Source organism: Streptomyces sp. NPDC048565 (assembly GCF_040650935.1).
In the GTDB taxonomy this organism is placed as follows: Bacteria; Actinomycetota; Actinomycetes; order Streptomycetales; family Streptomycetaceae; genus Streptomyces.
The window spans coordinates 27,358-53,826 of record NZ_JBEZIH010000028.1 but is presented as its reverse complement, the minus strand read 5'-3'; the positions used below and the strand labels follow the sequence as shown (position 1 = coordinate 53,826).

Annotated in this window: 24 protein-coding genes; 7 read left to right on the top strand and 17 right to left on the bottom strand. The window is 71.1% G+C overall.

Annotation, left to right across the window (positions count from 1 at the left end; translation table 11 throughout):
- Positions 1–26: 26 nt before the first annotated feature.
- On the bottom strand, positions 27–1,556 hold the full coding sequence (locus AB0C75_RS28980) for an ABC transporter substrate-binding protein (RefSeq protein ID WP_362894688.1): 1,530 nt from the start codon (positions 1,554–1,556) through the stop codon (positions 27–29).
- Between the two features lie 178 nt (positions 1,557–1,734).
- Here AB0C75_RS28980 and AB0C75_RS28975 point away from each other — a divergent pair, with 178 nt between their 5' ends.
- Complete coding sequence (locus tag AB0C75_RS28975; RefSeq protein WP_362894687.1) at positions 1,735–2,391, top strand: TetR/AcrR family transcriptional regulator; 657 nt, start codon at positions 1,735–1,737, stop codon at positions 2,389–2,391.
- Here AB0C75_RS28975 and AB0C75_RS28970 read toward each other — a convergent pair.
- Positions 2,381–3,307, bottom strand: coding sequence for an SGNH/GDSL hydrolase family protein (locus AB0C75_RS28970; protein ID WP_362894686.1), 927 nt, complete (start codon positions 3,305–3,307; stop codon positions 2,381–2,383). The two genes, AB0C75_RS28975 and AB0C75_RS28970, sit on opposite strands and share 11 nt — an antisense overlap.
- A gap of 265 nt (positions 3,308–3,572) precedes the next feature.
- Here AB0C75_RS28970 and AB0C75_RS28965 point away from each other — a divergent pair, with 265 nt between their 5' ends.
- On the top strand, positions 3,573–5,885 hold the full coding sequence (locus AB0C75_RS28965) for a glycoside hydrolase family 3 C-terminal domain-containing protein (protein WP_362894685.1): 2,313 nt from the start codon (positions 3,573–3,575) through the stop codon (positions 5,883–5,885).
- 87 nt (positions 5,886–5,972) lie between these two features.
- Here AB0C75_RS28965 and AB0C75_RS28960 read toward each other — a convergent pair whose 3' ends face one another.
- Positions 5,973–6,551: a helix-turn-helix domain-containing protein gene (locus tag AB0C75_RS28960; RefSeq protein WP_362894684.1), complete on the bottom strand. Its 579-nt coding sequence runs from the start codon at positions 6,549–6,551 to the stop codon at positions 5,973–5,975.
- Positions 6,552–6,561: 10 nt separating this feature from the next.
- Positions 6,562–7,872, bottom strand: a complete 1,311-nt coding sequence (locus tag AB0C75_RS28955; protein WP_362894683.1) for a family 1 glycosylhydrolase — start codon at positions 7,870–7,872, stop codon at positions 6,562–6,564.
- 178 nt (positions 7,873–8,050) lie between these two features.
- Between AB0C75_RS28955 and AB0C75_RS28950 the strand changes: the two genes are divergently transcribed.
- Both AB0C75_RS28950 and AB0C75_RS28945 read left to right on the top strand, forming a co-directional pair.
- The gene (locus AB0C75_RS28950; protein WP_362894682.1) at positions 8,051–9,673 is read left to right on the top strand and encodes a family 20 glycosylhydrolase; all 1,623 of its coding nucleotides are present in this window, start codon (positions 8,051–8,053) and stop codon (positions 9,671–9,673) included.
- A gap of 138 nt (positions 9,674–9,811) precedes the next feature.
- A complete protein-coding gene (locus tag AB0C75_RS28945) occupies positions 9,812–10,642 on the top strand; it encodes an alpha/beta hydrolase (RefSeq protein ID WP_362894681.1) in 831 nt (276 codons plus the stop codon).
- 52 nt (positions 10,643–10,694) lie between these two features.
- Here the strand turns inward: AB0C75_RS28945 and AB0C75_RS28940 are convergent, their stop codons facing one another.
- Positions 10,695–11,648, bottom strand: a complete 954-nt coding sequence (locus AB0C75_RS28940) for an alpha/beta hydrolase (protein WP_362894680.1) — start codon at positions 11,646–11,648, stop codon at positions 10,695–10,697.
- 162 nt (positions 11,649–11,810) lie between these two features.
- Between AB0C75_RS28940 and AB0C75_RS28935 the strand changes: the two genes are divergently transcribed.
- Positions 11,811–12,170, top strand: coding sequence for a helix-turn-helix domain-containing protein (locus AB0C75_RS28935; RefSeq protein ID WP_362894679.1), 360 nt, complete (start codon positions 11,811–11,813; stop codon positions 12,168–12,170).
- 17 nt (positions 12,171–12,187) lie between these two features.
- On the opposite strand, the gene hydA is transcribed toward AB0C75_RS28935, so the two are convergent.
- The 7 genes from hydA to AB0C75_RS28900 all read right to left on the bottom strand — a co-directional run bounded on the left by hydA (position 12,188) and on the right by AB0C75_RS28900 (position 18,821).
- Complete coding sequence (gene hydA, locus AB0C75_RS28930; RefSeq protein ID WP_362894678.1) at positions 12,188–13,585, bottom strand: dihydropyrimidinase; 1,398 nt, start codon at positions 13,583–13,585, stop codon at positions 12,188–12,190.
- A gap of 112 nt (positions 13,586–13,697) precedes the next feature.
- Entirely contained in the window at positions 13,698–14,981 is a 1,284-nt protein-coding gene (locus tag AB0C75_RS28925; RefSeq protein WP_362894677.1) for an aspartate aminotransferase family protein, read from the bottom strand.
- Positions 14,978–15,820: a nitrilase-related carbon-nitrogen hydrolase gene (locus AB0C75_RS28920; protein ID WP_362894676.1), complete on the bottom strand. Its 843-nt coding sequence runs from the start codon at positions 15,818–15,820 to the stop codon at positions 14,978–14,980. Before AB0C75_RS28920 ends, AB0C75_RS28925 begins: the two co-directional genes overlap by 4 nt.
- 137 nt (positions 15,821–15,957) lie before the next feature.
- On the bottom strand, positions 15,958–16,986 hold the full coding sequence (locus tag AB0C75_RS28915) for a serine hydrolase domain-containing protein (RefSeq protein ID WP_362894675.1): 1,029 nt from the start codon (positions 16,984–16,986) through the stop codon (positions 15,958–15,960).
- A gap of 4 nt (positions 16,987–16,990) precedes the next feature.
- On the bottom strand, positions 16,991–17,914 hold the full coding sequence (locus AB0C75_RS28910) for a hypothetical protein (protein ID WP_362894674.1): 924 nt from the start codon (positions 17,912–17,914) through the stop codon (positions 16,991–16,993).
- Positions 17,911–18,642, bottom strand: a complete 732-nt coding sequence (locus tag AB0C75_RS28905) for a hypothetical protein (RefSeq protein WP_362894673.1) — start codon at positions 18,640–18,642, stop codon at positions 17,911–17,913. Before AB0C75_RS28905 ends, AB0C75_RS28910 begins: the two co-directional genes overlap by 4 nt.
- A complete protein-coding gene (locus AB0C75_RS28900) occupies positions 18,639–18,821 on the bottom strand; it encodes a hypothetical protein (RefSeq protein ID WP_362894672.1) in 183 nt (60 codons plus the stop codon). The genes AB0C75_RS28905 and AB0C75_RS28900 overlap by 4 nt, the downstream gene beginning before the upstream one ends.
- A 199-nt stretch (positions 18,822–19,020) precedes the next feature.
- Here AB0C75_RS28900 and AB0C75_RS28895 point away from each other — a divergent pair, with 199 nt between their 5' ends.
- Complete coding sequence (locus tag AB0C75_RS28895) at positions 19,021–20,082, top strand: aldo/keto reductase (protein WP_362894671.1); 1,062 nt, start codon at positions 19,021–19,023, stop codon at positions 20,080–20,082.
- A 99-nt stretch (positions 20,083–20,181) separates the two neighbouring features.
- Here the strand turns inward: AB0C75_RS28895 and AB0C75_RS28890 are convergent, their stop codons facing one another.
- The 5 genes from AB0C75_RS28890 to AB0C75_RS28870 form a co-directional block, all read right to left on the bottom strand.
- Positions 20,182–21,543 carry a hypothetical protein gene (locus tag AB0C75_RS28890; protein WP_362894743.1) on the bottom strand — a complete coding sequence of 454 codons (1,362 nt, stop codon included), beginning with the start codon at positions 21,541–21,543 and terminating at the stop codon, positions 20,182–20,184.
- Positions 21,544–21,709: 166 nt separating this feature from the next.
- Entirely contained in the window at positions 21,710–22,090 is a 381-nt protein-coding gene (locus tag AB0C75_RS28885) for a PPOX class F420-dependent oxidoreductase (RefSeq protein ID WP_362894670.1), read from the bottom strand.
- A gap of 10 nt (positions 22,091–22,100) precedes the next feature.
- Positions 22,101–22,400 (bottom strand): helix-turn-helix transcriptional regulator, encoded by a 300-nt coding sequence (locus AB0C75_RS28880; RefSeq protein WP_362894669.1) that lies wholly within the window; start codon positions 22,398–22,400, stop codon positions 22,101–22,103.
- 189 nt (positions 22,401–22,589) lie between these two features.
- Entirely contained in the window at positions 22,590–24,395 is a 1,806-nt protein-coding gene (ggt, locus tag AB0C75_RS28875; protein ID WP_362894668.1) for a gamma-glutamyltransferase, read from the bottom strand.
- 472 nt (positions 24,396–24,867) lie between these two features.
- Complete coding sequence (locus AB0C75_RS28870; protein ID WP_362894667.1) at positions 24,868–25,458, bottom strand: TetR/AcrR family transcriptional regulator; 591 nt, start codon at positions 25,456–25,458, stop codon at positions 24,868–24,870.
- Between the two features lie 85 nt (positions 25,459–25,543).
- Between AB0C75_RS28870 and AB0C75_RS28865 the strand changes: the two genes are divergently transcribed.
- Positions 25,544–26,443 carry an alpha/beta hydrolase gene (locus tag AB0C75_RS28865; RefSeq protein WP_362894666.1) on the top strand — a complete coding sequence of 300 codons (900 nt, stop codon included), beginning with the start codon at positions 25,544–25,546 and terminating at the stop codon, positions 26,441–26,443.
- Positions 26,444–26,469: the final 26 nt, after the last annotated feature.

Genomic DNA, 26,469 nt, shown 5'->3' with positions numbered 1-26,469 from the left:
GTATCTGTCGGGCACCCGGCGGGCGGTCATGACGTGGGGGCGTAGTTGTAGATGGAGGGAACGGCCATGCCGGACTGCGGGGTGATCTTCACTGTGCCGTCCGAGACGTGCAGGTAGGTCATCCGGTAGAAGGGCACGAACCAGCCTTCATCGACGAGGTGGTCGTTGAGGTCCTTGGCCGCCTGCTCCGCCTCGGAGTCCGAGCCGGTCCTGATCCGCGGGATCAGTTTGCGCACGGTGGCGTCGGTGGTGCCGAACATGTTGAACGCGCCGGGGGTCACCAGCTCGTTGACGACGACCCAGTCGGACGAGGACTGCCCCAGGTTCATGACCATGCCGGAGTAGGCACGGTCGGTGAACACCTTCTGCACGGCCGAGCTGCTGTCGAGGTCGTCCCAGACCAGCTTGACGCCGATGGCCTTGAGGTCGGTGGTGAGGGACGCGGCCAGGGCGTCGTTGACGATCGCGGCCATCCGCGGCAGTTTCAGGGTGAAGCCCTTGGCGTAGCCGGCCGCCTTCAGCAAGCTCCTGGCCCGGTCGGGGTCGTGGGCGTAGTGGGTGTCGAGCGCCGGGTCGTAGCCCTTGGTGTCGGGGCCGAAGACCTGGTCCGTGACCGTTCCCCTCTTCTGCCGGATGGTGGTGAGCATCGCCTCGCGGTCGATCGCGAGGTTGAGGGCCTGGCGTACCCGGGCGTCCTTGAGCGCGGGGGTGAGCACACCGCCGCGGTCGAACAACAGCAGCCCCTGGAAGTCGAATTCCTGCTCCGTCGTCTTCACCCGGGGGTCGGACTCGACACTGATCTGCTGGTCGGCGTTCTGCAGGAGGGCCGCGCCGACCTGCCCTGTCCTGATGCCATTGACGATCGCCGTCTCGTTGTCGAAGAAGCTGATCGTGAGGTCCTCGTAGGGCAGTTCCTCGCCCCAGTAGTCCTTGTTGCGTTCGTAGACCCACTTGGTCCCGATGGTCGTCCTCGCCTTGACGAGACGGTAGGGGCCCGTGCCGTCCGGGGTGGTCTTGAGGCTGTCGGCCTTCGTGAACCTGGCGGGGTTCGCCATCAGTCCGGCAGCGTCGCTCAGGTAGAACAGCATGGCGGGGTCGGCCTGCTCGAGCCTGAGGGTCACATGGGCGGAGTCCACGACCTCGACCGCCTTCAGGCCGTTCAGCCATTTCGCGTCCGCGCCGCCGCCCTCCTTGAAGTGCTCCAGGTTCGCCTTGACGGCCGCCGCGTCGAAGGCGGTGCCGTCGGCGAACTCGACGTCGTCGCGCAGGGTGAGCGCGAGCTCGGTGGAGTCCTCGTTGTACGTCCACCCGGTGGCGAGCATCGGGCTGAACTCACCGTCCGGCTCACGCTTGAGGAGTGTGTCGTAGGTCGCCTGGAAGAACGGCAGCGCGCTGCCGACGGCCTGTGCCGGGTCGAGGCTCTGCGGGAAGGTCAGCGTGGCGATGTCCAGTTGCGAGCCGCCGGCGCTCTTGGTGCCCTGGCCCGCGCACCCCGCGAGGGCCAGGGAGATCGCCAGGGCGGCGGCAAGTGCCCCGCTCCGAGTGGTTCTGCTCATGAGTTTCGCTCCGTCCGGAGGACCGGGGTGGGACGTCCCGGGTGAGAGTGGCGGTGAGCCTACACACGGAATTAACCAGTTGGTAGGTTTTTACGTTGCGGGTTCTGCCGCCTGGTAAATTCCGGGGCAGTGTGACGAACCCGCAGGTCAAGGCGGACGACGGCAGGAGGCCGCCGAGTTGAGTGACCGATCCGACGACGCCCCGCCACGCCTGTCCAAGGGCGAGCGCACCCGCGCCCGCATCCTCGGCTCGGCGACGGACCTCTTCTCCCGCGCCGGCTTCAACGCGGTCTCGCTGCGCGACATCGCCGCGCACGCCGGGATCACCCACGCCGGGCTGCTCCACCACTTCCCCGGCAAGGAGGCGGTCCTCCTCGAAGTGCTGGCGCAGCGGGATCGCACGGACGCGCAGACCGTCTTCCCCGACATCGTCCGGCCGGGGACACCGGCCGAGGCGTCCGAGCGGCTGCGCGGCCTGATCGACCTGGTGGTGCGCAACAGCCGGACGCATGGCATGGTCGCGCTCTACACGAAGCTGTCCGCCGAGGCGACCGAACCCGGCCATCCCGCGCACCACTACTTCAAGGAGCGTTACCGCGTCGTCAGGGCGGAGCTGACCGGGCTCGTCCGGGCCCTGCAGGCCGAGGCCGATTCGCCCGTCGTCGTGGACCCCGGCGTCGTGGCGGTGCAGTTGCTCGCACTGATGGACGGCCTGCAGACCCAGTGGCTGCTGGAGCCCGAGGCCGTGCCGATGGAGGCACTGGTCCGCGCCTTCCTGACCCGGCTCGGACTCGCGCCCGATGGCGACGCGGGACGGGGCCCCGTCAGCGCGTGAGCGTCGCGAGTGCGGCATCGGCCGTGTTTCTGTGACCGGCCGCGTTGGGGTGGAACCCCGCCGCCTGCGCGGTGTCCTCGGGCTCGATCCAGCGCACGCCCTCCGGCTTGCACGCGTCGTGGCCCACGGAGGGGGCGTACGCGTCGACGTACACGTCCCCCCGCTCCCCCGCCTGCCGCGCGAGCATCGAGTTGAGCTGCTTCTCCTTGTCCCTGATCCAGGGGAAGTCACCGGTCGCGAGCGGCACGGTCGGGCGGCAGGCCGTGCCGTCGTCGGGGAGGATCGCGGGATATCCCACCACCAGCACCCTGGCCCGCGGTGATCTGCCGTGGATCTCCGCCAGTACCGCCGCGATCCGCGGGCCGGTGGAGGCGATGCGCGAGCCGACCTCGTCGGTGCCGAGCAGCGTGAAGCTGTCCTTGCAGGGTGCGCCGTCCGGGACCAGCCCGCCGAGGACGGCACAGCGCGTGAGGATGCCGGTCAGATCGAGGTCGTTGCCGCCGACACCGAGGGTGACCAGGGTGGTGTCGGGTCGCAGCGCGTCGAGCTGCGGGGGCGCCGCCCCCTGCGGCTGCGTCATATGGCCGGTGTCGGCCCCCGCACAGGTGACGTCGGCGTACGAGGCCGCGCCGAGCTCCGCCGCGAGCAGGGACGGGTAGTTCCTGGCCGAACGGCCGCAGGCCCCGTCGGCCGGGTCGGGCACGCCGGGCCCGGAGCTGAAGGAGTCGCCGAGCGCGACGTATCTGACGGCCTCGTCGCCGCGCGCGTCCGGACGCTCCCGGGGGCCGGCGTGGGCGGCGCCGGCGGAGGCGGCCAGCGCTGCCATGACGGCTGCGGCGGCGAGCGGGACGCGCACGGCCCGGCGGGTGCGGCCGGAGCGTCCGGCCCGCGGAGAGGGCTGGCTGGCAGGGGACATGACCGTTCCTCGATTCATGCAGGGAAAGGAGGCGCGGCCTCAGGACGCGGTGCACTGCATCGTCCCGGAGCGGCGCGGCTCGAGCGCGAAAACCGTACGTTGAACGGTTTCTACCCGTCAAGGGGTATCGCACAGGGGTCTCGCGAGGCGGGTCACCACCCCTGCGCCGTACGGCTGCCACATACGCGTGGCCCCTTGACGTCTAAAACCGATCAATTTACGGTTTTCAGAAAAACCTCACCCACCCCGACCCGTTAGGTGCCGTATGACCCAGCAGACCCCGCCTCCGCCGGCCGCGGAACCGGCAGCTCCGCGGCTCTCCCTCACCGAGAAAGCCTCGCTGACCAGTGGCGCAGGTGACTTCGTCACGGCCTCCGCGCCCGAGGCGGGCATCCCCGCGGTCACCATGTCCGACGGCCCGCACGGACTGCGGCTGCCCAAGGAGAGCGGTGACGGGGGCCAGGTGGATCTGCACAGCGCGGCCCCGGCCACCTGCTATCCGCCCGCCGTGGCGCTCGGCAGCAGCTGGGACCCCGAGCTCGCCCGGCGCGTGGGAAGTGCGCTCGCCGACGAGGCGGCCTCGCACGGGATCCGGGTGCTGCTCGGCCCCGGCATCAACATCAAGCGGTCCCCGCTGTGCGGGCGGAATTTCGAGTACTTCTCCGAGGACCCGCTGCTCACGGCCGAGCTGGGCGGCGCCATGGTCCGGGGGCTCCAGGGGTCGGGCGTCGGCGCGGCGCTCAAGCACTACGCGGCGAACAACCAGGAGACCGACCGCATGCGCGTCAGCGCCGACATCGACGAGCGCCCGTTGCGCGAGATCTATCTGCGGGCCTTCGAACGCATCGTCCGCCGCGACCGCCCCTGGTCCGTCATGTGCTCGTACAACGCGGTCAACGGCACCCTCGCCTCCGAGAACGCCAGGCTGCTCACGGGCATCCTGCGCACCGAATGGGGCTTCGACGGCATCGTGATGTCCGACTGGGGCGCCGTACGCGATCGGGTCGCCGCACTCCGCGCCGGACTCGACCTCCAGATGCCGGGCACGCAGGGGCGCACCGACGCCGAGGTCGTCGCCGCGGTGACGGCGGGGGAGCTCGACGAGTCGGTGCTCGACACCTCCGTCGAGCGGCTGGCCCGCTTCGCCCGCCGCACGGACGAGGGCGGCGCGCGGCCCGGCCCCCGGATGACGGCCGACGAGCACCACCGTCTCGCCGGGGAGGCCGCCGACCGGTGCGTCGTACTCCTGAAGAACCAGCAGGACATCCTGCCGCTCGACCCGTCGAGCGGCAGCGTCGCCGTCATCGGCGAGCTCGCCCGCACCCCGCGCTACCAGGGCGCGGGCAGCTCCCAGGTCACCCCGACCCGACTCGACACCCCCCTGGAGCAACTGCGCGAACTGACTGACGGCGCCCGGGTGGACTTCGCCCCCGGCTACCCGGCCCCCGAGGGCACGGCGGCGGAGACGGCCGAGGCGCTGGGCGACGATGCCGTACGGCTGGCGGCTGCGAGCGACACCGTGGTCGTCTTCCTCGGCCTGTCGGCCGCCGACGAGTCCGAAGGCTTCGACCGCACCCACATCGACCTGCCGGACGACCAACTGCGGCTGTTGGAACGCCTGGTGGCTGCCAACCCGCGCGTCGCCGTCGTACTGTCCAACGGCGGTGTGGTACGCACCGCCCCCTGGCACGACACCGTGCCCGCCCTGGTCGAGGGCTGGCTGCTCGGCCAGGCGGGCGGCGGCGCGCTGGCCCGGGTCCTCCTCGGCGCCGTCAACCCGTCGGGCAAGCTGGCCGAGACCGTGCCGCTGCGCCTCGATGACTCACCGAGCCATCTCTCCTTCCCCGGCGAGGAAGGACATGTCCGTTACGGCGAGGGGGTCTTCGTCGGGTACCGGGGCTACGACGCCGTCGCCCGCGAGGTCGCGTTCCCCTTCGGCCACGGCCTGTCCTACACGTCCTTCGCCTACTCCGGCCTGCGTGCCGTACAGGACGGTGACGCCCTCTCGGTGACCGTCACCGTCACCAACACGGGTCGTCACGCCGGACGGGAGGTCGTCCAGATCTACAGCACCGGACCGGCCGGCTCAGCGGTCGCCCGCCCCCCGAGGGAGCTGCGCGGCTTCGCGTCCGTGACCCTCGCCCCCGGCGAGAGCCGCGAGGTGACCGTGGAGACGGCGCGCGCCGAACTCGCCTACTACAGCGCACGCGAGAGCACCTGGCGGGTCGAGGGCGGTGACTACGGAATCGAGGCCGGCTCGTCCTCCCGTGACATCCGGCAGTCGGCCGTGATCAGCGTCGCGGGCGACCTCTCGGGCGTCCCGCTGAGCGGCCGCAGCACGATCGCGGAGTGGCTGAGCCACCCGGTCGGCGGCCCGCTGCTGATGGAGAGGTTCACGGCCGCTCGGGCGGGGGCGGGGGCGGCGGCCGGTGCCATGGAGAATCCGACGATGGCGCGGTTCCTCTCCGGGACGCCGCTGGATGTGATCGCCGAGTTCCCGCAGAGCCCCGTGGGCCCCGAAGGGGTGGCGGAACTGACGGCGCTGGCCGCCGGGGGCGTACCTCCCGCGGACGCGTGAGCTGACGGGCCGGCCTTGGGCGGTGCGGCGCAGCTGCACGTGGGGTGCGGGTTCCGGCGGCGACCGCCGGAACCCGCACCCCCCTTCTCAGGCCTCCGCGTCGAGGGCGAGCAGCCGCATGACGTCGTCGATCGGCTGCTCCATGTCCGTCGTACGGTCGATGAGCCACTGGAGCTGGATGCCGTCGGCCACCGCGAGCAGCAGCACCGCGAGCCGCTCGGCGGGGATCTCCGTGGTCATCCGCCCCTCGTCCATCCGCGCCTGGACGAAGCCGGCGACGCGCTCCCGCAGCACCGGATAGCGCTGCGCGAAGTGCGCGTGCGCCGGGTGCTCCGGGTCGCCGGCCGCCGCCGCCATCGAGACGAACAGCTCTACGAGCCCGGGGGTGTTCACGCCCTCGCGGATGATCTCGCGATAGCTCTCGGGGCTGCTGCGCTCGTCCTGCCGTGCCTGGGCGGTCTCGTCACGCATCCTCAGGACCTGGGTGAGCAGATCCTCCTTGGAGCTGAAGTAGTGCATCAGACCGGGCAGGCTGAGACTGCACCTGGCGGCCACCTTGCGCAGTGACGTGCCGCGGTACCCCTCGGTGGCGAAGATCTCCAGCGCCGCCTGAAGGATCTCGGTACGCTTCGCCTCGCCCTTTTCGTACGGGCCACGTTTCGCCATGCTCAGCAGCCTAACCGGCGCTGCCGACACCGGCGGATCCGGCCGCGGGGTGTCCACCGGGCCCGCCGCCCCCTTCGGGTATGCGGCCTGACCTGGCGAGCGAGCCCAGCCATACGGCGGACGGCTTGGGCGTACGGGCGAAGGTCCGCGCGTCGACCGCGATCAGCCCGAACGTCGGCCGGTAGGAGCCCCACTCGTAGTTGTCCAGTGCGCTCCAGTGCAGATAGCCACGGACGTCGATCCCGTCCCGCATCGCCGAGGCGAGGCCCGCCAGCGCCGCCGTGGTGTAGGCGATGCGCTGCTCGTCGTCGGACGTGGCGATGCCGTTCTCCGTGACCAGGACCGGGACGTGCGGGCCGACGACGTCAGCGGTGTGCCGTACGGCCTCCCCCAGCGCATCGGGGTAGATCTCCCAGCCGGTCAGCGTGGTGGGGACGCCCTGCGGGACGGGCACCGGTCCTTCGTCACCGATCCGGTGGCGGGTGTAGGCCTGGACGCCGATCCAGTCGTCCTCGCGGGCGGCCTCCAGATAGATGTCCTCACGGGGCCTGGCGTACGCCTCCGTGGCCACGTCCGCGCCGGGTTCGGCCTGGTAGACCTGGTTGGCGACCGTCCATCCCACCTGGAGTGCGGGGTCGGCGGCCTTCAGGACCGCGGTGGCGGCCCGGTGGGCACGGATCAGCGCCTGCGCGACGGTGGCGTCGGGCTCCACGGAACCGGGGTCGAGTGCGACACCTGTACGCTCGTCGCTCGTCGGCCGCCCGGCGCCGTCGCCCGCCGCGGGGCCGGCCCCCCGGATCAGGGCGTGCATCAGCGCGATCATGTTCGGTTCGTTGATGGTGGCCACATGACGGACGCCCGGCAGCAGGATCTCCGTGGCGACGCGCGCGTACGCGGCGAACAGCTCCGCCGAGTCGGGTGAGGCCCAGCCGCCGAGCTCGCTGAACCAACGCGGCGAGGTGAAGTGATGCAGCGTCACCACCGGCGCGAGACCACGCTCAAGGGCTCCGCCCACCATGGCGCGGTAGTGCGCGACGGCAGCACGTGACACCCGCCCGCGCTCGGGTTCGATCCGGGCCCACTCGATGCTGAACCGGTAGGCGTTGAAGCCGAGTTCACTGAGCAGGTCCATGTCCTCGGGCCAGCGGTGGAAGCTGTCGGCCGCGTCCGCGCTGCGCTCGGCCACGAACGTCCCCGGCCGGTTCTCGATGGCCCACCAGTCGCTGGAGACGTTGTTCCCCTCGACCTGGTGGGCGGAGGTGGAGGCGCCCAGCAGGAAGCCTTCCGGGAGTGTGAGACCTGGCCCGGTCGGGGGCGTCATAGGGGAGCTCCTTCCGCATCGGAACGGGGCCGGCGGAGGCCGATGCCACCACTCCATGAAAAGCGTTCATTGATCGGTTTTCGTGTTAGCGTACAGGCGCACCTGGCCCGCAGGAAGGGGCAACCGCCCCAGCGCCCCACCGAAGGCGCCCGGTTCACACATCAGCAGGGAGCAGCCCATGGAGGAGCAGTTGAACGCCGTCATCCCCCAGACGGGGCACCGGGACACGGCCGCTCCAGGTCCGGGCCCGCACACCTCGGGACTCTGGCGGATCCACACCGCTGACGACCGGCTGACCGCGGTGGCCCGGACCGTCGAGACCCTGCTCGAACCCCATGCGGGCACCGGCTCGGACGCCTCGGGTTCGCCCGCGACCCTCACGCTCGGCCTCGACGAGACGCTCCGGCCGCACGGCGGGACCGTGGGCGTCGCGCCCTGCGGCGCCGCGGGACCGGTCGACGAGTCCTACCGCCTCGACGTCACCGGGTCCGGCATCGACTGCCGGGCGGCCACCCCCGCCGGGGTGTTCCGGGCGGCGACCACGGCGCTCCAGTTGATCGCCACCTCCTCCGGCCCCATCCCCCGCCAGGAGCTGCACGACGCCCCCCGGTACGCCTGGCGCGGCCTCCTGGTCGACCCGGCCCGCCACCATCTCGCGCCCGGCGAGGTGCGCCGCCTCATCGATCTGGCTGCGCTCTACAAGCTCAACGTGCTGCACCTGCACCTGACGGACAACGAGGGCTGGCGCATCGAGGTCCCCGGCATCCCCGGGCTCACCGCCGCAGGGCCCGACGACGCCCCGCGCGGCTTCTACACCACCGAGGAGTACCGCGCCCTCCAGCGGTACGCCGCCGAACGCTTCGTGACGGTCGTCCCCGAGATCGACCTGCCGGGGCACTGCGCCACCCTGCGCGAGGCGCTGCCCGGACTCCCGGACGCGCCGGCGCCCGAGGGTCTGAAGGGCCGCTTCCCGTTCGTCCCGCCACTCGACCTCGCGGACCCCGACACCCGGGCGGCCGTGGCCTCGGTCATCGCCGATGTGTGCCGGGTGACCGAGGGACCGTTCGTCCACATCGGCGGCGACGAGGCCGTCGGGACGACCCCGGCCGCCTTCGCGCACGCTATCCGCGAACTGCGCTCACTCGTACGGGAGTCGGGGAAGCGTCCGCTGGGCTGGCAGGAGTCCTCCCGCGCCGGGGCCGGCGAGGACGACATCGCCCAGTTCTGGGTGGACGTGCCGATGATGGACCTGCCGGACACCCCGGAGGAGCTCGCGGACCGCCCCGAACTGCTCGCGGCCGGCCACACCCCCGAGCTGATCGCTGCGCTCAAGAACTTCTTCGCCCCCAGCGACGACGACCTCGCCCGCATCCTCGAAGGCGGCGCCCGCGTACTCCTGTCCCCGCAGTCCCACCTCTACCTGGACCGGGCGTACACCCCCGAGGTCGTCCCGCCCGCCCAGGCCGCGGACGCCGGGCGCCTCGGGTTCCCCTCCTACCGGCCACTCGGCGTGCGGCACACCGCCGCCTGGGACCCGGCCTCCCACGCGGTCCCCGACGACCGCGTCGCCGGCGTCGAGGCGACGGTCTTCGCCGAGTCGGTCGAGGGACTCGACGACGTGACGTTCCTGCTCCTGCCCCGCCTGCCGTCCGTCGCGGAGGCCGCGTGGACCGGCCGCCCGCCGCACTGGGACGGCCACCGCCACCGCCTCGCCCTCCACGCGCGCCTCTGGCAGCAGCGCGGACTCAGCCATTTCGCCTCGACGGAGATCCCCTGGGACAGCCGTGATGCCAGGGAATGAGAGTTCTGTCAGCTAAAGGTATCGTTTATGGCGTTTGGTCGTTGTATCGACCTCTTCGGCAGTAGCGATCCGCCCCTGTGAGGACGGTGAATTCCCGCACGTCTCACCGCGTAAGCGATTCAAGCGGAAGGATCGACCATGGGCACGGTCACGACGATCGACGGCACGGACATCTACTACAAGGACTGGGGCCCGCGCGACGCCCAGCCGATCGTGTTCCACCACGGCTGGCCGCTCAGCGCGGACGACTGGGACAGCCAGATGCTCTTCTTCCTCGCCCAGGGCTACCGAGTGATCGCCCACGACCGACGGGGGCACGGGCGCTCCTCCCAGAGCACCGACGGGCACGACATGGACACCTACGCCTCCGACGTACGGACGCTGGCCGAAGCGCTGGGCCTGCGCGGCGCGGTCCACATCGGGCACTCCACCGGCGGCGGCGAAGTCGCCCGCTACGTCGCCCGGTCCGAGCCCGGGCGGGTGGCGAAGGCCGTGCTCGTCAGTGCGGTGCCACCGGTCATGCTGAAGTCCGCGTCGAATCCGGGCGGCCTGCCGATCGAGGTCTTCGACGGGTTCCGCGCCGCCCTGGCCGCCAATCGCGCACAGTTCTACGTCGAGGTGCCGTCGGGTCCGTTCTACGGATTCAACCGTCCCGGTGCCGAGGTGTCGCAGGGGCTGATCGACAACTGGTGGAGGCAGGGCATGCGGGGCGCGGCCAACGCCCATTACGAGTGCATCAAGGCCTTCTCGGAGACCGACTTCACCGAGGACCTCAAGAAGATCGAGGTGCCGGTCCTGGTCGCCCACGGCACCGACGACCAGATCGTGCCCTACGAGGACGCCGGGCCCCTGTCGGCGAAGCTGCTTCCGAACGGCAGGCTGAAGAGCTACGAGGGCTACCCCCACGGGATGCTCTCGACGCATCCGGACGTCATCAACCCCGACCTCCTGGCGTTCGTGAAGGAGTAGGGAATCCGTCAGCGATCGCCGGTGCGGGCTCCTCTTCCGACGCCCGTCCCGGTCATTCCGTCGGCAGGGTCGAGGCCCACTCGGTCAGCAGCTTCACGTAGAGCGCCGGGTCGAATCGGTGCATCATGTGGTGCGCTTCCGGATGCGACGCATAGTCGACCCTGACGCCTGCGGACGACATGATGTCCTGAGCCTTCTGCGCCTGCTCGTCGGACAACGCCCCGACGAGACCGCCCGTCCGCGGGTCGACGGCCCGGTTGTGGTGGGTGATGAGCACGGGTGTCCTGACCTGCGCCAGCATCCGGTCGTGGGGGGCATTCAGGCTGGCGGTTCCCTCGAAGAACGCCCGCGCCCACTCCGGGTCGTACTCCTTGAGGTTCTGGGGCGGCTCCGCGCCTGCCGGGAGGAATTGCGCGAGCTTGGACGACGAAGCTCGCGCAGCTGCGCAGAAGGCGGCCCAGTCGCCGATGGACCACTGGTCGCCGAGGTGTTTGCTGAGCAGCTCGAAGAACGGTCCCGCCCCCTGGCGGATGTTCTGCCCGAACGCGGGGACGAGCTCGGAGGCGAAGAACGGCGCGTCCTCGCAGAGCGCGCCACGGATCTGGCCGGGGAGCGAATACGCCGACAGCCAGGCGGCCAGGACCCCACCGGACGAGTTCCCCGACACGATGACCGGACGCCGGATCACCAGCGAGATGAAGCGCACCAGGTCGTTCCCGAAGTTGTCGAGGCTGTACCGCTTCGGCGTCCAGGTGCTCCGTCCCTGCCCACGCAGGTCGACGGCGAACACGTGGAAGTCCTCGGCCAGGAGCTCGATCGCCGGCTCGTAGCTCCACCAGGAGCCCGTCTGCTCGGGAACGAGCAGGAGTGCGGGCCTGTCCGGTGACCCCGCCTCCGCGTAGTTCATCGTGATCTCGCCGAGGTTCACCTGTTTCTCGGGGTAAGCGTGAGCAACGAAGACGTCGCGATGCGCGGGCTTCGGAGTGGTGGCCACCTTGTCGTTCATACATGCCTCCTGATGTCGGGTGACGGCGTCTTCTTGTCCCGTCCACGATCGACGCGTCCAGCGACGGTCCCTGCCTTCGGCCGCCGGGCTGCTCGATATATCTTGTATATCTAGTAGTCGAAGTAGACTGCAACGAGATCAGGTATCGCCGAGGAGACCGAAGTGAAGCCAGCAGAGCTCGATGACGACGGCCGCCGCCTGCTCAACCAGCTGTTCGGCAAGTGGTCCATGCTGGTGTTGGACGCGTTGTGCGAGCGTCCCCGGCGCTTCAACGAACTTCGGCAACAACTGCCGGCCGTCACACCGAAGTCCCTGACTGCGTGCCTGCGGCGGCTGGAGCGCGACGGCATGGTCGAGCGGGTGGTCGTGTCCACGGAGCCGGTGGCGGTCGAGTACGGCGTCACGCCCCTGGGCCGGACGCTGAGGCTCCCTCTGCAAGCCATGATGGAATGGTTCGTCGACCATCTCGACGACGTCGAAGCCGCCCGCTCCGGGTACGACGAGCAGCGCTCGCCCAGCTGACACGCCCGGCGGACCGCTCAGAGGTACTGGGACAAGCCCCTGGGCACGTACGCCCCATGCCCCGCACGCCCGACGTAGCCGCCCTTCTCGATGACCGGGACACCGCGCGACAGGACCGTCTCGACCCGCCCCGTGATCCGCTTGCCCTCGTACGCCGAGTAGTCGACGTTCATGTGGTGCGTCGCGGCGGAGATGGTCTGCTCGGCGGCCGGGTCGTACACGACGACGTCCGCGTCCGAACCCGGCGCGATCGTCCCCTTCCTCGGATAGAGGCCGAACATCCGGGCCGGCGCCGCACACGCGATCTCGATCCAGCGGCGGCGCGAGATGTGTCCGTCCACCACGGCCTGGTGCAGCAGATCCATCCGGTTCTCCACGCCCGGCATGCCGTTGGGGATCTTCGAGAAGTCGCCCCTGCCCAGCTCCTTCTGGCCCGAGAAGCAGAACGGGCAGTGGTCGGTGGAGACGACCTGGAGCTCGTCGTTCCGCAGACCGCGCCAGAGTGCCTCCTGGTGCTCCCGGGGGCGCAGCGGCGTCGAGCAGACGTACTTGGCGCCGTCGAAGCCGGGTTCGGCGAGGTTGTCGGTGGAGAGGAAGAGGTACTGCGGACAGGTCTCGCCGAAGACCGGGAGCCCCTTGTGCCGGGCGGCGGCGATCTCGTCGAGCGCCTCGTCGGCCGAGACATGGACGACGTACAGCGGCGACCCCGCCACCCGGGCGAGCTGGACCGCGCGGTGGGTGGCCTCGGCCTCCAGGGCGACCTTGCGTACGTCGCCGTGGTGGCGCGGATCGGTGCGGCCCTCCGCGAGCGCCTGCTCGACGAGTACGTCGATGGCGATGCCGTTCTCCGCGTGCATCATGATCAGCCCGCCGTTGCCCGCCGCGCGTTGCATGGCACGCAGGATCTGCCCGTCGTCGGAGTAGAAGACCCCGGGATACGCCATGAACAGCTTGAACGAGGTGATGCCTTCCGCCACCAGGCGGTCCATCTCCTTGAGCGTGGACTCGTTGACGTCCGAGAGGATCATGTGGAAGGCGTAGTCGATCGCGCAGTTGCCTTCGGCCTTCCGGTGCCAGGTGTTCAGCCCCTCCTGCAGCGAGCGGCCCATGGTCTGGATGGCGAAGTCCACGATCGTGGTGGTGCCGCCCCAGGCGGCGGCCCGGGTGCCGGTCTCGAAGGTGTCGCTGGCGAAGGTCCCGCCGAACGGCATCTCCATGTGCGTGTGCGCGTCGACGCCGCCGGGGATGACGTACTTCCCGGTGGCGTCGATCCTGCGGTCGGCGCTCCAGCCCGCCGCCGCTTCGGTGCCGTGGGCGGCGAGGGCGGCGACGTGTCCGCCCTCGATGAGTACATCGGCGTGGATCTCGTCCGACGCGGTGATGACGAGACCCCCGTGGATGACGGTGCGGCTCATGACCCCTCCTCGCGGTGGCGGAACCGGCCTACGGACGTAGACGCGGTGCGTGATGACGTACGGGAGAGCGGCCCGCCCCCTGCGGCGGGGGCGGGCCGCGGGGCTCCGGCGCTCAGGTCGCCGCGTGCAGTGCCTCGCCCAGGATCTCCGCGCCCTGCTCGGCCTCGGCGACGGTCAGCGACAGGGGTGGCGCGATCCGCAGGACGCTGGTGTCGTGGCCGCCGCCCTTCCCGATGAGCAGCCCGCCCTCGCGGGCCGCTTCGAGTACGGCCGCCGCGGCCTCCGGGGCGGCCTCGCCGGTGCCGGGTCTCACCAGCTCGATGCCGATCATGAGGCCTCGGCCGCGCACCTCCCGTACGGCCGGGGAGCCCGCCGTGACGGCCCGGAGCCGCTCGATGAGCAGCCCGCCGACCCGCCGGGCGTTGCCCTGGAGGTCGTGCTCAAGCAGATACGAGAGGTTGGCGAGCCCGGCGGCCATGGTGACCGGGGACCCGCCGAACGTCGAGATGGAGTTGGCGTCCAGGCTGTTCATGACGTCGGCCCTGGCGACGACACCGCCGATGGCCATGCCGTTGCCGATGCCCTTGGCGAAGGTGAGGATGTCCGGCGGGCCGTTCGACGCGTGCGCCTGCCAGCCCCAGAAGTGGTCGCCTGTGCGCCCCCAGCCGGTCTGCACCTCGTCGGAGATCCACAGGATGCCGTGCCGGTCGAGGACCTCGCGGAAGGCCGCGTACAGCCCGTCGGGCGGTGCGGTGAACCCGCCGACGCCCTGGACGGGTTCGGCGATCAGTGCCGCAGGCCCCCGGGTGTGGCCGAGCAGGTCCTCCAGATCCGCCACACAGGCCTCGATGAACCGTTCGTCGCTCAGCTCCGCGTACGGTCCCCTGCCGCGGACCCCGCCGTGGACGTACAGCGTCTGGAGCGGCGAGAGGCTGGTGGGCGACCAGGACCTGTTGCCCGTGATCGACACGGTCGAGAACGATCTGCCGTGGTAGCTGTTGCGCATCGCCAGGATCTGGTTCGACCCGCGGTGGGCGGTGGCGAGGAGCAGGGCCGCGTCGTTGGCCTCGGTGCCGGATGTGGTGAAGAAGACCCGGGCGTCGGGGATGCCGGACAGCGCAGCGACGCGTTCGGCGAGTTCGACCATCGGGCGGTTGAGGTAGAGGGTCGAGGAGTGGATGATCCGGCCGGCCTGCTCGGAGACGGCCTTGGTCACCTCGGGCAGGGCGTGCGCGGTCATCGTGGTGAGGATGCCGCCGAAGAAGTCGAGGTAGCGGTTGCCGTCCGCGTCCCAGACATGGCGGCCCTCGCCGTGGGTGAGCTCCAGGGGGTTCCGGTAGTAGAGCGTCAGCCAGTCGGGGCTGACGGCGAGGTGCCGTTCATGGAGTCCGCTCACGGTTCCATCAGCCCCTCGTACGCGTCCGGCCTGCGGTCCCGGTAGAACGCCCACTGCTGGCGGACCTGGTCGATCAGCCCGAAGTCCAGGTCGCGTACGACGAGTTCCTCCTCCTTGTCGCTCGCCACGTCACCGACGAACTGACCGCGCGGGTCGACGAAGTAGCTCGTGCCGTAGAAGTCGTTGTCGCCGTACTCCTCCTGGCCGACCCGGTTGATCGCGGCGATGAAGTACTCGTTGGCGACGGCGGACGCGGGCTGTTCCAGCTGCCACAGATAGCCGGAGAGGCCGCGCGAGGTGGCGGACGGGTTGTACACCAACTGGGCTCCGTTGAGTCCGAGTTGCCGCCATCCCTCGGGGAAGTGCCGGTCGTAGCAGATGTAGACGCCGATCTTGCCGACGGCGGTGTCGAAGACCGGCCAGCCGGCGTTGCCCGGCTTGAAGTAGTACTTCTCCCAGAATCCCTTGACCTGCGGGATGTGGTGCTTGCGGTACTTGCCGAGGTACGAGCCGTCGGCGTCGATCACCGCCGCGGTGTTGTAGTAGAAGCCGGACTGTTCGACCTCGAAGACCGGCACGACGATCACCATGCCCGTCTCCCGGGCGAGGTCGCGCATCCGGCGGACCGTCGGCCCGTCGGGGACAGGCTCGGCCCAGCGATAGTGCTCGGGCTCCTGGACCTGGCAGAAGTAGGGGGCGTTGAACACCTCCTGGAATCCGATGATCTTCGCACCCTGCCGGGCAGCCGCCCGCGCGTGTTCCTCGTGCTTGGCGATCATGGATTCGGTGTCGCCGGTCCAGGTCGCCTGGACGAGTGCGGCGCGTACGACATGGGACATGAGCTGCTCCTTCGACGCGGCGTCAGAGAGCCTCTTCGTTCTCTACGCCCGTAGACACGGTGCATAGGAGGAGAACGTAAGCCCCGTCACACAACGGGGCAAGACCATCGCCGTGAACCGGCGGAGTCGATCATGTTTCACACCCGAGCGGTCCACACCGTCCCGAAGGGCCGCTCGTCCAGTGCCCGAAGGGCCCCGTACGCGGACTGGACGAAGGGTGCGAGCGGGGTGGGAGCCGCGCTCGTGAGGGCCACGAGTCCGGTGCCCGAGCCGGGAAGGAAGCCCGCGAAGGCGGTGAAGCCCCGGGTGCCCCCTGAGTGGTGGAGCAGCGCACCGCCGGGGCGCGGGCGGAGGTTCCAGATGAGGCACAGCCGGGAGCCGGTGCGGGGCACGCTCAGCCGGGGCCGCTGCACCTCGGTCAGCGCGGTGCGCAGTACGGCGTCAGGGGCGGTGTCCGGGTCGAGGAGCGCGGCCAGGACGCGCAGCAGGTCCCGGGCGCTGGAGCGTACGGCTCCCGCCGCGGTCAGCCCGGGCATCAGCAGGGCTGGACGCGGGCGGCCGTGCCAATGCCCGGTGGCCTGGGGGCGGTTGGGGTCGCAGTCGGTGTCGGTGAGGCCGAGCGGGCCGGTCACGCGCTCGGCCAGCAGGGCGGGGTAGTCGTCCCCGGTGCCACCCGCGGCTCTGGCGAGTACGTGGCCCAGCAGGCCCCCGCCGAAGTTGGAGTACAGGACCCGGCTGCCCGGCCGGCTCCGCAGCCGGGTCCGGCGCAGCGAGGCGAGCAGGTCGTCCTCGTGGAAGGCGGCGTACGGATTGCTGAGCCAGCCGCTGCGTACCGCGCGGCCCAGCAGCCCCGGGGGCAGCCGGGGCAGTCCCGAGGTGTGGGTGGCCAGGTGGAGGAGGGTGAGCGGGGGCCCGGGGAGCCGGAAGGGCAGATAGCGGTCGGCGCGGTCGCCGTAGCCGACCTCGCCCCTGGCGGCCAGTTCGGCGAGCAGCAGGGCGGTGAAGGTCTTCGTCAGCGAGCCCGTCTCGAACCGGGTGCTCTCCCCCACCGGGCCGCGGCTGAGCACCGCACGCTCGGCGCCCCGCACCGCCGCGACCGCCGCCGCCGGCCCCTCGGCGGCTGCCAGGAGGGGCTGGAGGCGGTCGGTCAGCGGCGTACGGGTCACACGCTCACCGCTGCTCCGCGGACCGGGCGAGCGCGATGGATCCGGCGACGGCCGCGACGACGACCGTGTGCTGGTGGTCCGTGAAGCGCCGCTGCGGGTCGTCGTCCACCGGGTCGCTGTCCCGGGGCACGAGTCCGTCCTCGTGCTGGAGCGCGGCGACGGCCTCCCAGTCCTCCGCCCGGCAGTAGGGCTCCTCGATCGAGGCGCCCACCACGAGCAGTTCGGTGACCAGGTCCCACTGCCCCACCTCGCGCCAGATGTCGATCCAGACGGGGAGCCAGGTGTGTACGTAGTCGGAGAGTTCGGGCGGCAGTCCGCCCGGGTTGCCGCCCCAGTCGGTGAGGTGGAAGACGGTGTGGGTCATCGCGTAGGCGGTGATCCAGTTGATGGCCCACGGTTCGGGCCGCGCGCCGAGCCAGGTGGCTCCGGCCAGCGCCTTCAGGTCCTCGGTGTGGTCCAGGCCCACGACCCGGGCGGCGTTGGCGACGGCGAGCCGCCGGTTCGGCAGGACCTCCACGCTGCTCACCGACCGCACACGGGAGCGGTGGACGAGCAGACGGTCCAGCGCCTCGTGGCGGTAGCCGCAGCGCACGAAGGGGGCGTACATCTCCAGCGGGTCCGTCATCAGGGTGTGGCGGAGCTGGCGTTCGTAGATCATGTCGCCGCGCCTGAACTGTTCCCAGGTGAAGTCCATCAGGCTCTGGGCCGCGGCCAGGCGCCCGGGTCCCGCGACACCGTCGCGCAGGATCAGGGAGGCCGCGAGGGTGGTCTCCCCCAGCGGCTTGTAGACGCTGTCGGGGTCGGCCATGGTCTCGGTCGTGCCCGGCGGCAGGCCGCCGAGGTCCCGGTTGGCGTGCAGCCATGACAGCGCCCGGTCGGCCATGCCGCGAGCGGCCCGGGTGACCGGCTCGGAGATCGTCGTCGTCATCGGTGTGCCGCCTTCCTGCGGGCCGTGCCGGGCCGCTGTTCGAGGAAGTGCCGGGCGATCGCCAGGTCCAGGGCCACACGCGGGCCGCCCCCGCCCACCAGCCATACGTGCTCGGCCGCGACCTCCGGGTCCAGGGGCAGGTCCACGCCCTCGTACCGCAGCCAGGCCAGCCAGCGGACGAGCCGCACGGCGGTGGGGAAGTCTCGGCGCAGGATCGAGCGGCTCATCCCGCGGCCCAGCGAGAGGGCCTCACGGCGGGCCGCCTCGTGGACCGGGCTGTCGAGGCCGAGCGTGGCGAGCGGGGCGAGTTGGGCCATCCGGACGGACCAGCCGCTCCAGTCACCCGCGGGTCCTGGCATGGTGTCGTCCGCCGGCGCGGGCGCGAGTGCGCGCAGCGTGTCGTCACCGGAGAGCCGGGCGAGCAGGACCGCGGTGGCGTGGTCGCGGCGGGCGACAGTCGCGTCGTCCGGGGGGCCGGACGCGGGGAAGGCGTCGAAGGCCTTGGCCACGACGGCTGCGTCCTGCGCCGGAAGGGAGTGGCCCGCCAGAAGGTGGGGGCTGAAGACATCGGCTCCCAGCACCCGTACGGCTGCCAGCGCCGCGAGGGTGTCGGGGGCGTCGTCGGCGTACCGCGCCAGCTGCACAGCGTCCCCGGTGCCGTCGAGGGCACCGAGGACACTGCCTGCCAGGGCGTCGGCCGCCTCGGCGAATGCGGAGTGGGAACTCACTTGCCCCGGGGCTCCTTCGGCTCCTTGGGAGACAGGAGGAGGAGCGCGAGCAGGAAGCCCGCGGCCTCGGGGGTGTAGAGCGGGGCGTCGCTGACGGCTGCCTCGGGCTCCGCCATCAGGGCGCTCAGCGTGGTGGTCTGGGCCGGTGTCGCGGTGAGGGTGATCTGCTGAGTAAGCATGATGCCTCCACATCATCGGGGGGACATGGACCACTTGTGTGGCTATGCCTTGACCGACGATAAAGGGTGAAATGGGATTTATCTCCCCAAGCCCAGCGGGACTGGCATGTGCATGGGCCACGAGGCCGGAACGGGCGCTTGCGTTCGAGTGCGCTTGAGCTCGTAGCCTCCGGGGCGGCTTCCGACCGAAGGGAATCTTGTGCAGTACACACTGTTCGGCAGGACGGGATTGCGTGTCAGCGAACTGGCCCTGGGTGCCATGACGCTCGGCAGCCATGAATCCGGGCGGGAGGGCGTCGTCAGGACGACCGGGCAGATCCTCGACGCCTACCTGGAGGCGGGCGGCAATTTCGTCGACACCGCCGACATCTACGCCGGTGGCGCCTCGGAATCGGTACTGGGAGAACTGCTCGGCGCCCGCCGCGAGGGCCTCGTACTGGCCAGCAAGTACTCCTGCGCGACCGTCTCCGACGATGTGAACGCGGCGGGCAACCACCGGAAGAACCTCGTGCGGGCGGTGGAGGCGAGCCTGGAGCGACTGCGTACCGACCGCCTGGACGTCCTGTGGGTGCACGCACGGGACCACTTCACCCCGGTCGATGAGGTCATGCGCGCGCTCGACGACCTCGTACGCTCCGGCAAGGTGCTCTACGTCGGGGTGTCGGACTGGCCCGCCTGGGAGATCGCCCAGGCCAACACCCTCGCCGAGCTGCGCGGCTGGACCGCCTTCACCGGCTCGCAGCTGCGCTACAGCCTGCTGGAGCGGACGCCGGAGCGTGAACTGCTGCCCCAGGCCCACGGTTTCGACCAGGCGGTCTTCGCCTGGAGCCCGCTCGCCCGCGGCCTGCTCACGGGAAGGCACTTCGATGCCGATGCCGCGGGCAGGCCGGACGGGACGGCCGACGAGACACAGCGCCGTGAGCACGAGACGGTCGGCGCGGTGGTGGAGATCGCGGCCCTGGGCGGCTGGACGCCTGCGCAGGTCGCGCTCGCCTGGCTACGCGGGCGGCCGGGCAACATCGTCCCGATCATCGGCGCATCGACACAGAGCCAGCTGGCGGACAACCTGGGCTGCCTGGAGGTGGAGCTCGACGCCGGGGCGGTCGAGCGGCTGGACCGGGTGAGCGCGGTGCCGCTCGGCTTCCCGCACGACTTCCTGCGCGAGCCGACGGTCACGGAGACGGTGTACGGAGCACGCTGGGCCGACATCAGGGACCGCCGCACCGGCCACCGCCGCACGACGCACGGGATGCCCGGGTAGGCGCCGACCTTGCGTCTCCCGGCATCGCGAGGTCGGCGGGGGGGCGTGGCCGGTGGCCCGGCGGGGGCGCGGGCCCGGAAGGGCGCAGGCCCGGCCGCCCTATGGCGCCGCGATGCCCGCTACCCGTAGCGCGTGGACCACGTCCCATTCCCGGGCCTCCGACACCTCGCGTGCCGCCGCAAGCAGGCGGGGGACGAGATGGCGGGGCCGGCTCTCGGCGACGCGGGCCGCGTCCTGCGGGGTCCTTACGCGGACGAACGCGCCCAGCAGCGCCCGCGCCTCCGGCTCCAGGCCCGCCAGGTCGAGGGCGACCACGGCGTCGGCGATCTCGTCGGCGGGCCTGGCCACCCCCTGCCGGAGCAGCTGCCCGCAGTCGTCGGCGCGGCCCGCGGCGGCCAGCGCGGCCGCCGAGGCGGCGAGTTCGGCCGGCGGCAGGGAGGACGCCTCCCACAGCAGGGTCGCCCAGTCGGCGTCCAGGCCCGCCCCGTGCAGGGCGACGGCGAGCACCGGCAGGTGTCCGGCGGGCCACGCCGCGGCCTCGCAGAGCACGACGTGCGCCTCACCGCTGCGACCCTCGGCGCGCAACCGTACGAGCAGTGCGACGGCGTCCTCGGCGGCCCGGCGCGCCGCGGGGGCGGGTTCCGCCGCCCGCTGCGCGGCCGGACCTGCGCCGTCCTCGGCCTGGGAGCCCCTGAAGCGGGCCCCGCGCGGCACGGCGTCGGTCTGCCCCGCGACCGGCAGTGCGGGCACCTCCGAGGGGTCGGGACCGGCCTCGGCGCCGTCCTCGATCTCCAGACCCGCGAAGCGCGCCCCGCTCGGCTTCCTGCGCCTCTTCGCGGGCGCGGGACCAGGACCGGGACCAGGTGCGGATACGGGCTCGGGGCCGGGGCCGGGAGCCGTTGGCGTACGCCCGGCAGGGTCGTCAGGCGCGCTCGCGTCACCCTGGCCCCGGAACCAGCTGTCCGGCACCGTCCTCTCCACCGCCGCGAGCCGGCCGCGGAGCTCGGTGCAGCGTGCCGTGGCGCGGGTGTGGTCGTCCCGCGCCCAGGCCAGGACCTCGGTGTCCCCGTCCCGCGCGGGCGCCCCGTCCTCACCGGCCGCCCGCATCCGCCGGGCCGCGTACGTCTGCTCCTGGAGCATCACGCCCAGCCGGTCGACGAGGGCCTGCCGCCCGCCGGGGCGCCTGTCGTACGCCGCGGACGCGGCGGCACACAGCTGCGCCGCCTGTACGGACTCCTGCGCGGCGAACTCGGTGCCGCGCACCGCGGCGAGGTCCTGGAGCAATGACTCGACCACGTCCCAGGGCGGGACCTCCGAGCCGTCGAAACAGGCGCGCATGCCGTCGGGATCGCGTGCGCAGAAGACGCCGTACCAGCCCTGTCCGGGATCGAGCCGGGCGCCCAGGTCGCGTAGGTACTGCGCGAACGCCCTTACTTCCCACGGATCCTGATGCACTGTCACCATCGCCCTCACCGGTCGCCCGGGACTGGGACATTCCAGTCCGCCGGGCATTCGACCGCAGGCGTGTTACGGACGGACTACGCGCGCTTTTCCGGCACGGTGCGTCCGCATCACGGCCAGGCCGGGCCGGCCACACCGGCCAGACCGGTCACAGCGGCCCTCTCCGTCAGAACGTGACGGCGATCCCCGTGTGGCGACGCTTGCCGCGCCACAGGATCTGGGCGGGCCAGTCCAGGAACCTGAACTTCCAGGTGTACTTGCGGGCCAGTACCTTGCGCACCAGCACGAGCCCGTCACCCTCGACCAGTCGCGCCGTCCCCTCGGCACTCGGCGCGCCCTCGGCGACGCGGCCACGGACATCACAGACGGTGACGCGTACCCGGCTGTCGTTGCGCAGCCGCTTGATCTTCCAGGAGTCGGTCCGGGTCCAGACGTAGAGCACATCGCCCTCTGCCGCGGCCCAGACGGGCGTGGCGACGGGGGTGCCGTCCTTCCGGTACGTGGTGAGGCTGATGTACTCGCTACGGGCGAAGTCCTGGAGAGTCACAGGCGCGACCCTACGCGGTGAGCGGCAGCACGCCCGCCTCCGGCAGCGAATCCTCGGCGGAGGCGGGTTTCGGCACGCAGAGCGTGAGCAGCTCGTCCATCGACAGCCCGAGAGCCCCCGCGAGGGCCGCGACCGTGAAGAAGGCGGGGGTGGGTGCCCGGCCCGTCTCGATCTTACGGAGCGTCTCGGCCGAGATTCCCGCGCTCGCGGCGACCGCGACCATGCTGCGGGCGCCGCGCGCCTCGCGCAGCACCTCGCCGAGCCGCTCGCCGCGACGGCGCTCTTCCGGGGTGAGAGGGTTCCGTACCATGCCGTCATTCTAATACCGATCGGGTCGGTACCGGAATGACGGCCCGGAGCCCTTCAGCGTCCGGCAGCCGGGCGGCGTCCAGCGGCTTGCCGTCCGGCGTCCGGGACAGCCCTCCCCGTCTTCGTGCCCTTTCACCGGATGCGAGGGGCCCCCGCCGGGCCCCTCCTGACCAGCGCTACCACCGACCGGTCATGGACGCCCGCTCGGCCGCACCACCATGGCCGAGCCACCGCCGCGTCGCACCTTTTCCGCGGCTGCGAGCCAGCGCCCGTCGGGGAGTCGCTGGACGCCGGTGGCGGCTCCGATCTCCGGGTTCTCCTTGAACGCGTGCCCGAGTGCCTCGAGCTCCCCGCGCACCGGGCTGTCCCACAGTCCCGGCTCGATCTCGGTGGTGGCCGCGTTGCGCTGGCTGGCGCGCGGTTCGGCGATGGCGTCGACCAGGGGCAGCCCCCGGTCCAGGTGTCCGACCAGCGACTGGAGGACGGTGGTGATGATCGTGGCACCGCCCGGCGAGCCAAGGGCCAGTACCGGCTTACCGTGCTCCAGCACGATGGTCGGCGAGATCGACGAGCGCGGGCGCTTGGCCGGTCCCGGCAGATTCGGGTCGTGGACCGCCGGGTCCGCCGGTGCGAACGAGAAGTCGGTCAGCTCGTTGTTGAGCAGGAAGCCCCGCCCCGGCACGGTGATCGCACTGCCGCCGGTCTGCTCGATGGTGAGGGTGTAGGAGACGACGTTGCCCCACTTGTCGGCGGTCGTGAGGTGGGTCGTGTTCTCACCCTCGTACGTCGTCGGGGCGGCCTTGCCCCCGGTGGCGCAGCGGGTGGGGTTCCGCGGGTCGCCCGGTGCGAGCGGGCTGGTGAGGACCGCGTCGTCCTTGATGAGGCACGCCCGCGAGTCGGCGAAGCGCTGGCTGGTCAGCTCCCGCGTCGGGACGTCCTCGAACGCGGGGTCACCGACCCAGCGGCCCCGGTCGGCGAACGCGATCCTGCTGGCCTCGATGAGGTGGTGCAGATACTGCGTCTCGCTCGCCTTCGAGAGGTCCGTCGACTCCAGGATGTTGAGGGCCTCACCCACGCTCGTACCCCCGGACGAGGACGGCGCGATGCCGTACACGTCGAGGCCACGGTAGGCGGTCCTCGTCGGGGCCTGACGCAGCACGCGGTACGTCTTCAGGTCCTTGGCCGTCAGGTCTCCCGGACGCACCTCGCGCGTCGTCTCCGGGTCCACGGGAGGCTTCCGCACCGTCGACACGATGTCCCGGGCCAGATCACCCCGGTACAGCTCGTCGACGCCCTTGCGGCCCAGCGTCCGGTACGTACGGGCGAGGTCCGGGTTCTTGAACACCGATCCGGTCTCCGGCGGCTTTCCGCCGGGCAGGAACAGCTTGGCGGTCGCGGGGAAGTCGGCGAACCGCTCCTGGTTGTCGGCGGTCTGGGAGCGGAAGGTCTCGTCCACGACGAACCCGTCTCTCGCCAGCCGCTCGGCCGGTTCGAGCACCCGCCCCAGCGACTTGGAGCCCCAGGTGTCGAGCGCCTTCTGCCAGGTGGCGGCCGTGCCGGGGGTACCGACCCCGAGTCCGCTGGTGACGGCCTCGTCGAAGGGGATCGGCTCTCCGTCCTCCTGGAGGAGGGAGGAGTCGGCGCTGCGGGGTGCCGTCTCGCGCCCGTCGATGGTGCCCACCCGGCCCGACCTGGCGTCGTAGTGCACGAAGTACCCACCGCCTCCGACGCCCGCCGAATAGGGCTCGGTGACACCCAGCGCGGCGGCGGTGGCGACGGCCGCGTCAACGGCGTTGCCGCCCTTGCGGAGCACCTCGATGCCGGCCGCCGAGGCATCCGCGTCGACGCTGGACACGGCTCCCCCGTAGCCCACCGCCACCGGCGACTTCGGCGGTGGTACGGGTGGTGCGGACGCCGCCGGGGCGGCGGCGGCGAGCGAACCGATGACCGCGAGCACGATGGGGAACGACACATTCCGGCCGACGGAATGACGCATCCGTACCTCCTGTGAAGAATCGTCCGCGCAGGGTAACGCCACATCACCTCCGCCGTCAGGACCGCCTCGGCCACTGGCTTTCGCCGGCATGGAAGGCGCAAAGACCACGAGGTCAGGAGTGTGCGGCTGCAACACCTGGCTGGACCACGGCCGCGCCAGTTCTCGAGGTGGGCGAAGCCGTGCTCGACCGGCGCCCGAACCACGGCCAGCGCCTTGTTGGACAACTTCTGACCTCGGGTCAGCGGCCGGTTGCGGGCGGCTTGTAGCCGGTGATCACCGCCGGGTGGGGTCGAAACGGGCCAGAACCCGCGAAGACCTCCCTGCCCGACGATCTGTACGGCAGACTGCCGCGCGCTACCAGCACAAGCACCCGGGCACGGAATCACACCAGGCCCGCGACCTGCCACTTCACGATGCATACCACTCTTTGAGAAGCGCCTATGACTCTCAGACAGAGAATTTGATATGCCAGCTATCCGACCGGTCTCAGCGCCCGCGCGAGCGCGTCGACGGTCACACCGACGATCGCCCGGAGTTGCTCCGGGCTCGCCCCGGCCCTACCCATCACCGCGAGAGACTGGTTCACGGCCGCTATGTGTACGGCGAAGTCCTCGGCGTTCTCGTCGGACATTCCGCCGGCCTTCAGTGCGGTGCGCAGGCGCGGGCGCTGTAGGCCGAACAACTCTTTGACACGCTCCGCGACTCTCGGGCTCAGCGCCGGACTCCCCATGACCGACTGGGCCATCAGGCATCCGTCGGGCACGGCGGGGTCGGCGATGCGCCCCAGCGTGACATCGAAGAACGCACGGACGGCGCCGACGGGGTCCTCGGCCGCGCACGAGAGGGCGGCGCCGGACTTGCCGCCGTAGCGCGTGGCGTAGCGATCCAGGCAGCGAAGGAAGAGCGCGTCCTTGTCGCCGAGCGAGGAGTAGATCGAGCTGCGGTTCAGGCCGGTCGCCCGGGACAGGTCGTCGAGCGAGGTGTCGGCGTAGCCGGAGCGCCAGAACTGAATCATCGCGGCGTCGAGCACCGTGTCCATGTCGAACTGCTTCTTGCCTGCCATGCGGCCCATCCTCCCATCTTGGACTGATCAGTTCAAGACGTGCTAGCGTCGAATCACGATCCAGCCGCCTCGATGGAGGATTCCCATGACCAACCCCGTCCCCGCCCTGCCCCTGCATGACCTGGCCGGATTCACGCACCGCTGGGTCGACGCCGACGGCGTCCGCCTGCACGCCGTCGAAGGCGGTCGGCCGGACGGACCGGCCGTCGTCCTGCTCACCGGGTTCCCGCAGACGTGGTGGGCCTGGCGAAAGGTCATGCCTGCTCTCGCCGATCGGTTCCGGGTTATAGCGATCGACCGGCCGGGCCAAGGTAATTCCGAGCATCCGGAGCTCAGCTACGACACGCACACGGTCGCCGCGCACATCCAGGCCGCCGTGAACGCTCTCGGCGTGCGGGACTACTGGCTCGCCGGGCACGACATCGGCGCCTGGGTCGCCTTCTCCCTCGCCCTGAACCACGAGAGCCGAGTGCACGGGGTCGCGCTGCTCGACGCCGGAATTCCCGGTATCACCATGCCGGAGGCGATCCCTCTCGACCCGACTCTGGCGCTCAAGACCTGGCACTTCGCGTTCCACGTGGTGCCCGATCTTCCCGAGACGCTGATAGCCGGCCGTGAGCGGGAGTACATCAGCTGGTTCCTGAAGACCAAGTCCCTCGCACCCGACGCGTTCGAGGAAGCAGAGCTCGACCACTACGGCGCGGCCCTCGCCGTCGATGGCGGCCTGCGCGCCAGCCTCGCCTACTACCGCGACGCCGACGAGTCCGCGCGCAAGAACCGCGCGGCACTCGAGCAACGGCGACTGACCGCGCCCGTCCTCGGAATCTCCAGCAGCCACGGCTCGATCCCGGATATGGCGGCCTCCATCAGCCCGTGGGCCGAGAATGTGACCGGCGTCATCGTGCCCGACGCCGGTCACTACATCCCCGAGGAGCAGCCCGAGGCCGTCGCCGCCGCCCTCACCGACTTCTTCAGCCGCCGTTAGTGCTCCAGCAGGAGGGCGATCCCCAT

What these genes read in the sequence shown, in the direction of transcription:
- AB0C75_RS28910 (WP_362894674.1), bottom strand. Translation starts at nt 17,914, where the DNA reads ATGACGACGACGATCTCCGAGCCGGTCACCCGGGCCGCTCGCGGCATG.
- AB0C75_RS28880 (WP_362894669.1), bottom strand. Translation starts at nt 22,400, where the DNA reads ATGGTACGGAACCCTCTCACCCCGGAAGAGCGCCGTCGCGGCGAGCGG.
- AB0C75_RS28870 (WP_362894667.1), bottom strand. Translation starts at nt 25,458, where the DNA reads ATGGCAGGCAAGAAGCAGTTCGACATGGACACGGTGCTCGACGCCGCG.
- AB0C75_RS28955 (WP_362894683.1), bottom strand. Translation starts at nt 7,872, where the DNA reads ATGACGCCCCCGACCGGGCCAGGTCTCACACTCCCGGAAGGCTTCCTG.
- AB0C75_RS28945 (WP_362894681.1), top strand. Translation starts at nt 9,812, where the DNA reads ATGGGCACGGTCACGACGATCGACGGCACGGACATCTACTACAAGGAC.
- AB0C75_RS28965 (WP_362894685.1), top strand. Translation starts at nt 3,573, where the DNA reads ATGACCCAGCAGACCCCGCCTCCGCCGGCCGCGGAACCGGCAGCTCCG.
- AB0C75_RS28950 (WP_362894682.1), top strand. Translation starts at nt 8,051, where the DNA reads ATGGAGGAGCAGTTGAACGCCGTCATCCCCCAGACGGGGCACCGGGAC.
- AB0C75_RS28900 (WP_362894672.1), bottom strand. Translation starts at nt 18,821, where the DNA reads ATGCTTACTCAGCAGATCACCCTCACCGCGACACCGGCCCAGACCACC.
- AB0C75_RS28865 (WP_362894666.1), top strand. Translation starts at nt 25,544, where the DNA reads ATGACCAACCCCGTCCCCGCCCTGCCCCTGCATGACCTGGCCGGATTC.
- AB0C75_RS28940 (WP_362894680.1), bottom strand. Translation starts at nt 11,648, where the DNA reads ATGAACGACAAGGTGGCCACCACTCCGAAGCCCGCGCATCGCGACGTC.
- AB0C75_RS28980 (WP_362894688.1), bottom strand. Translation starts at nt 1,556, where the DNA reads ATGAGCAGAACCACTCGGAGCGGGGCACTTGCCGCCGCCCTGGCGATC.
- ggt (WP_362894668.1), bottom strand. Translation starts at nt 24,395, where the DNA reads ATGCGTCATTCCGTCGGCCGGAATGTGTCGTTCCCCATCGTGCTCGCG.
- AB0C75_RS28920 (WP_362894676.1), bottom strand. Translation starts at nt 15,820, where the DNA reads ATGTCCCATGTCGTACGCGCCGCACTCGTCCAGGCGACCTGGACCGGC.
- AB0C75_RS28960 (WP_362894684.1), bottom strand. Translation starts at nt 6,551, where the DNA reads ATGGCGAAACGTGGCCCGTACGAAAAGGGCGAGGCGAAGCGTACCGAG.
- hydA (WP_362894678.1), bottom strand. Translation starts at nt 13,585, where the DNA reads ATGAGCCGCACCGTCATCCACGGGGGTCTCGTCATCACCGCGTCGGAC.
- AB0C75_RS28970 (WP_362894686.1), bottom strand. Translation starts at nt 3,307, where the DNA reads ATGTCCCCTGCCAGCCAGCCCTCTCCGCGGGCCGGACGCTCCGGCCGC.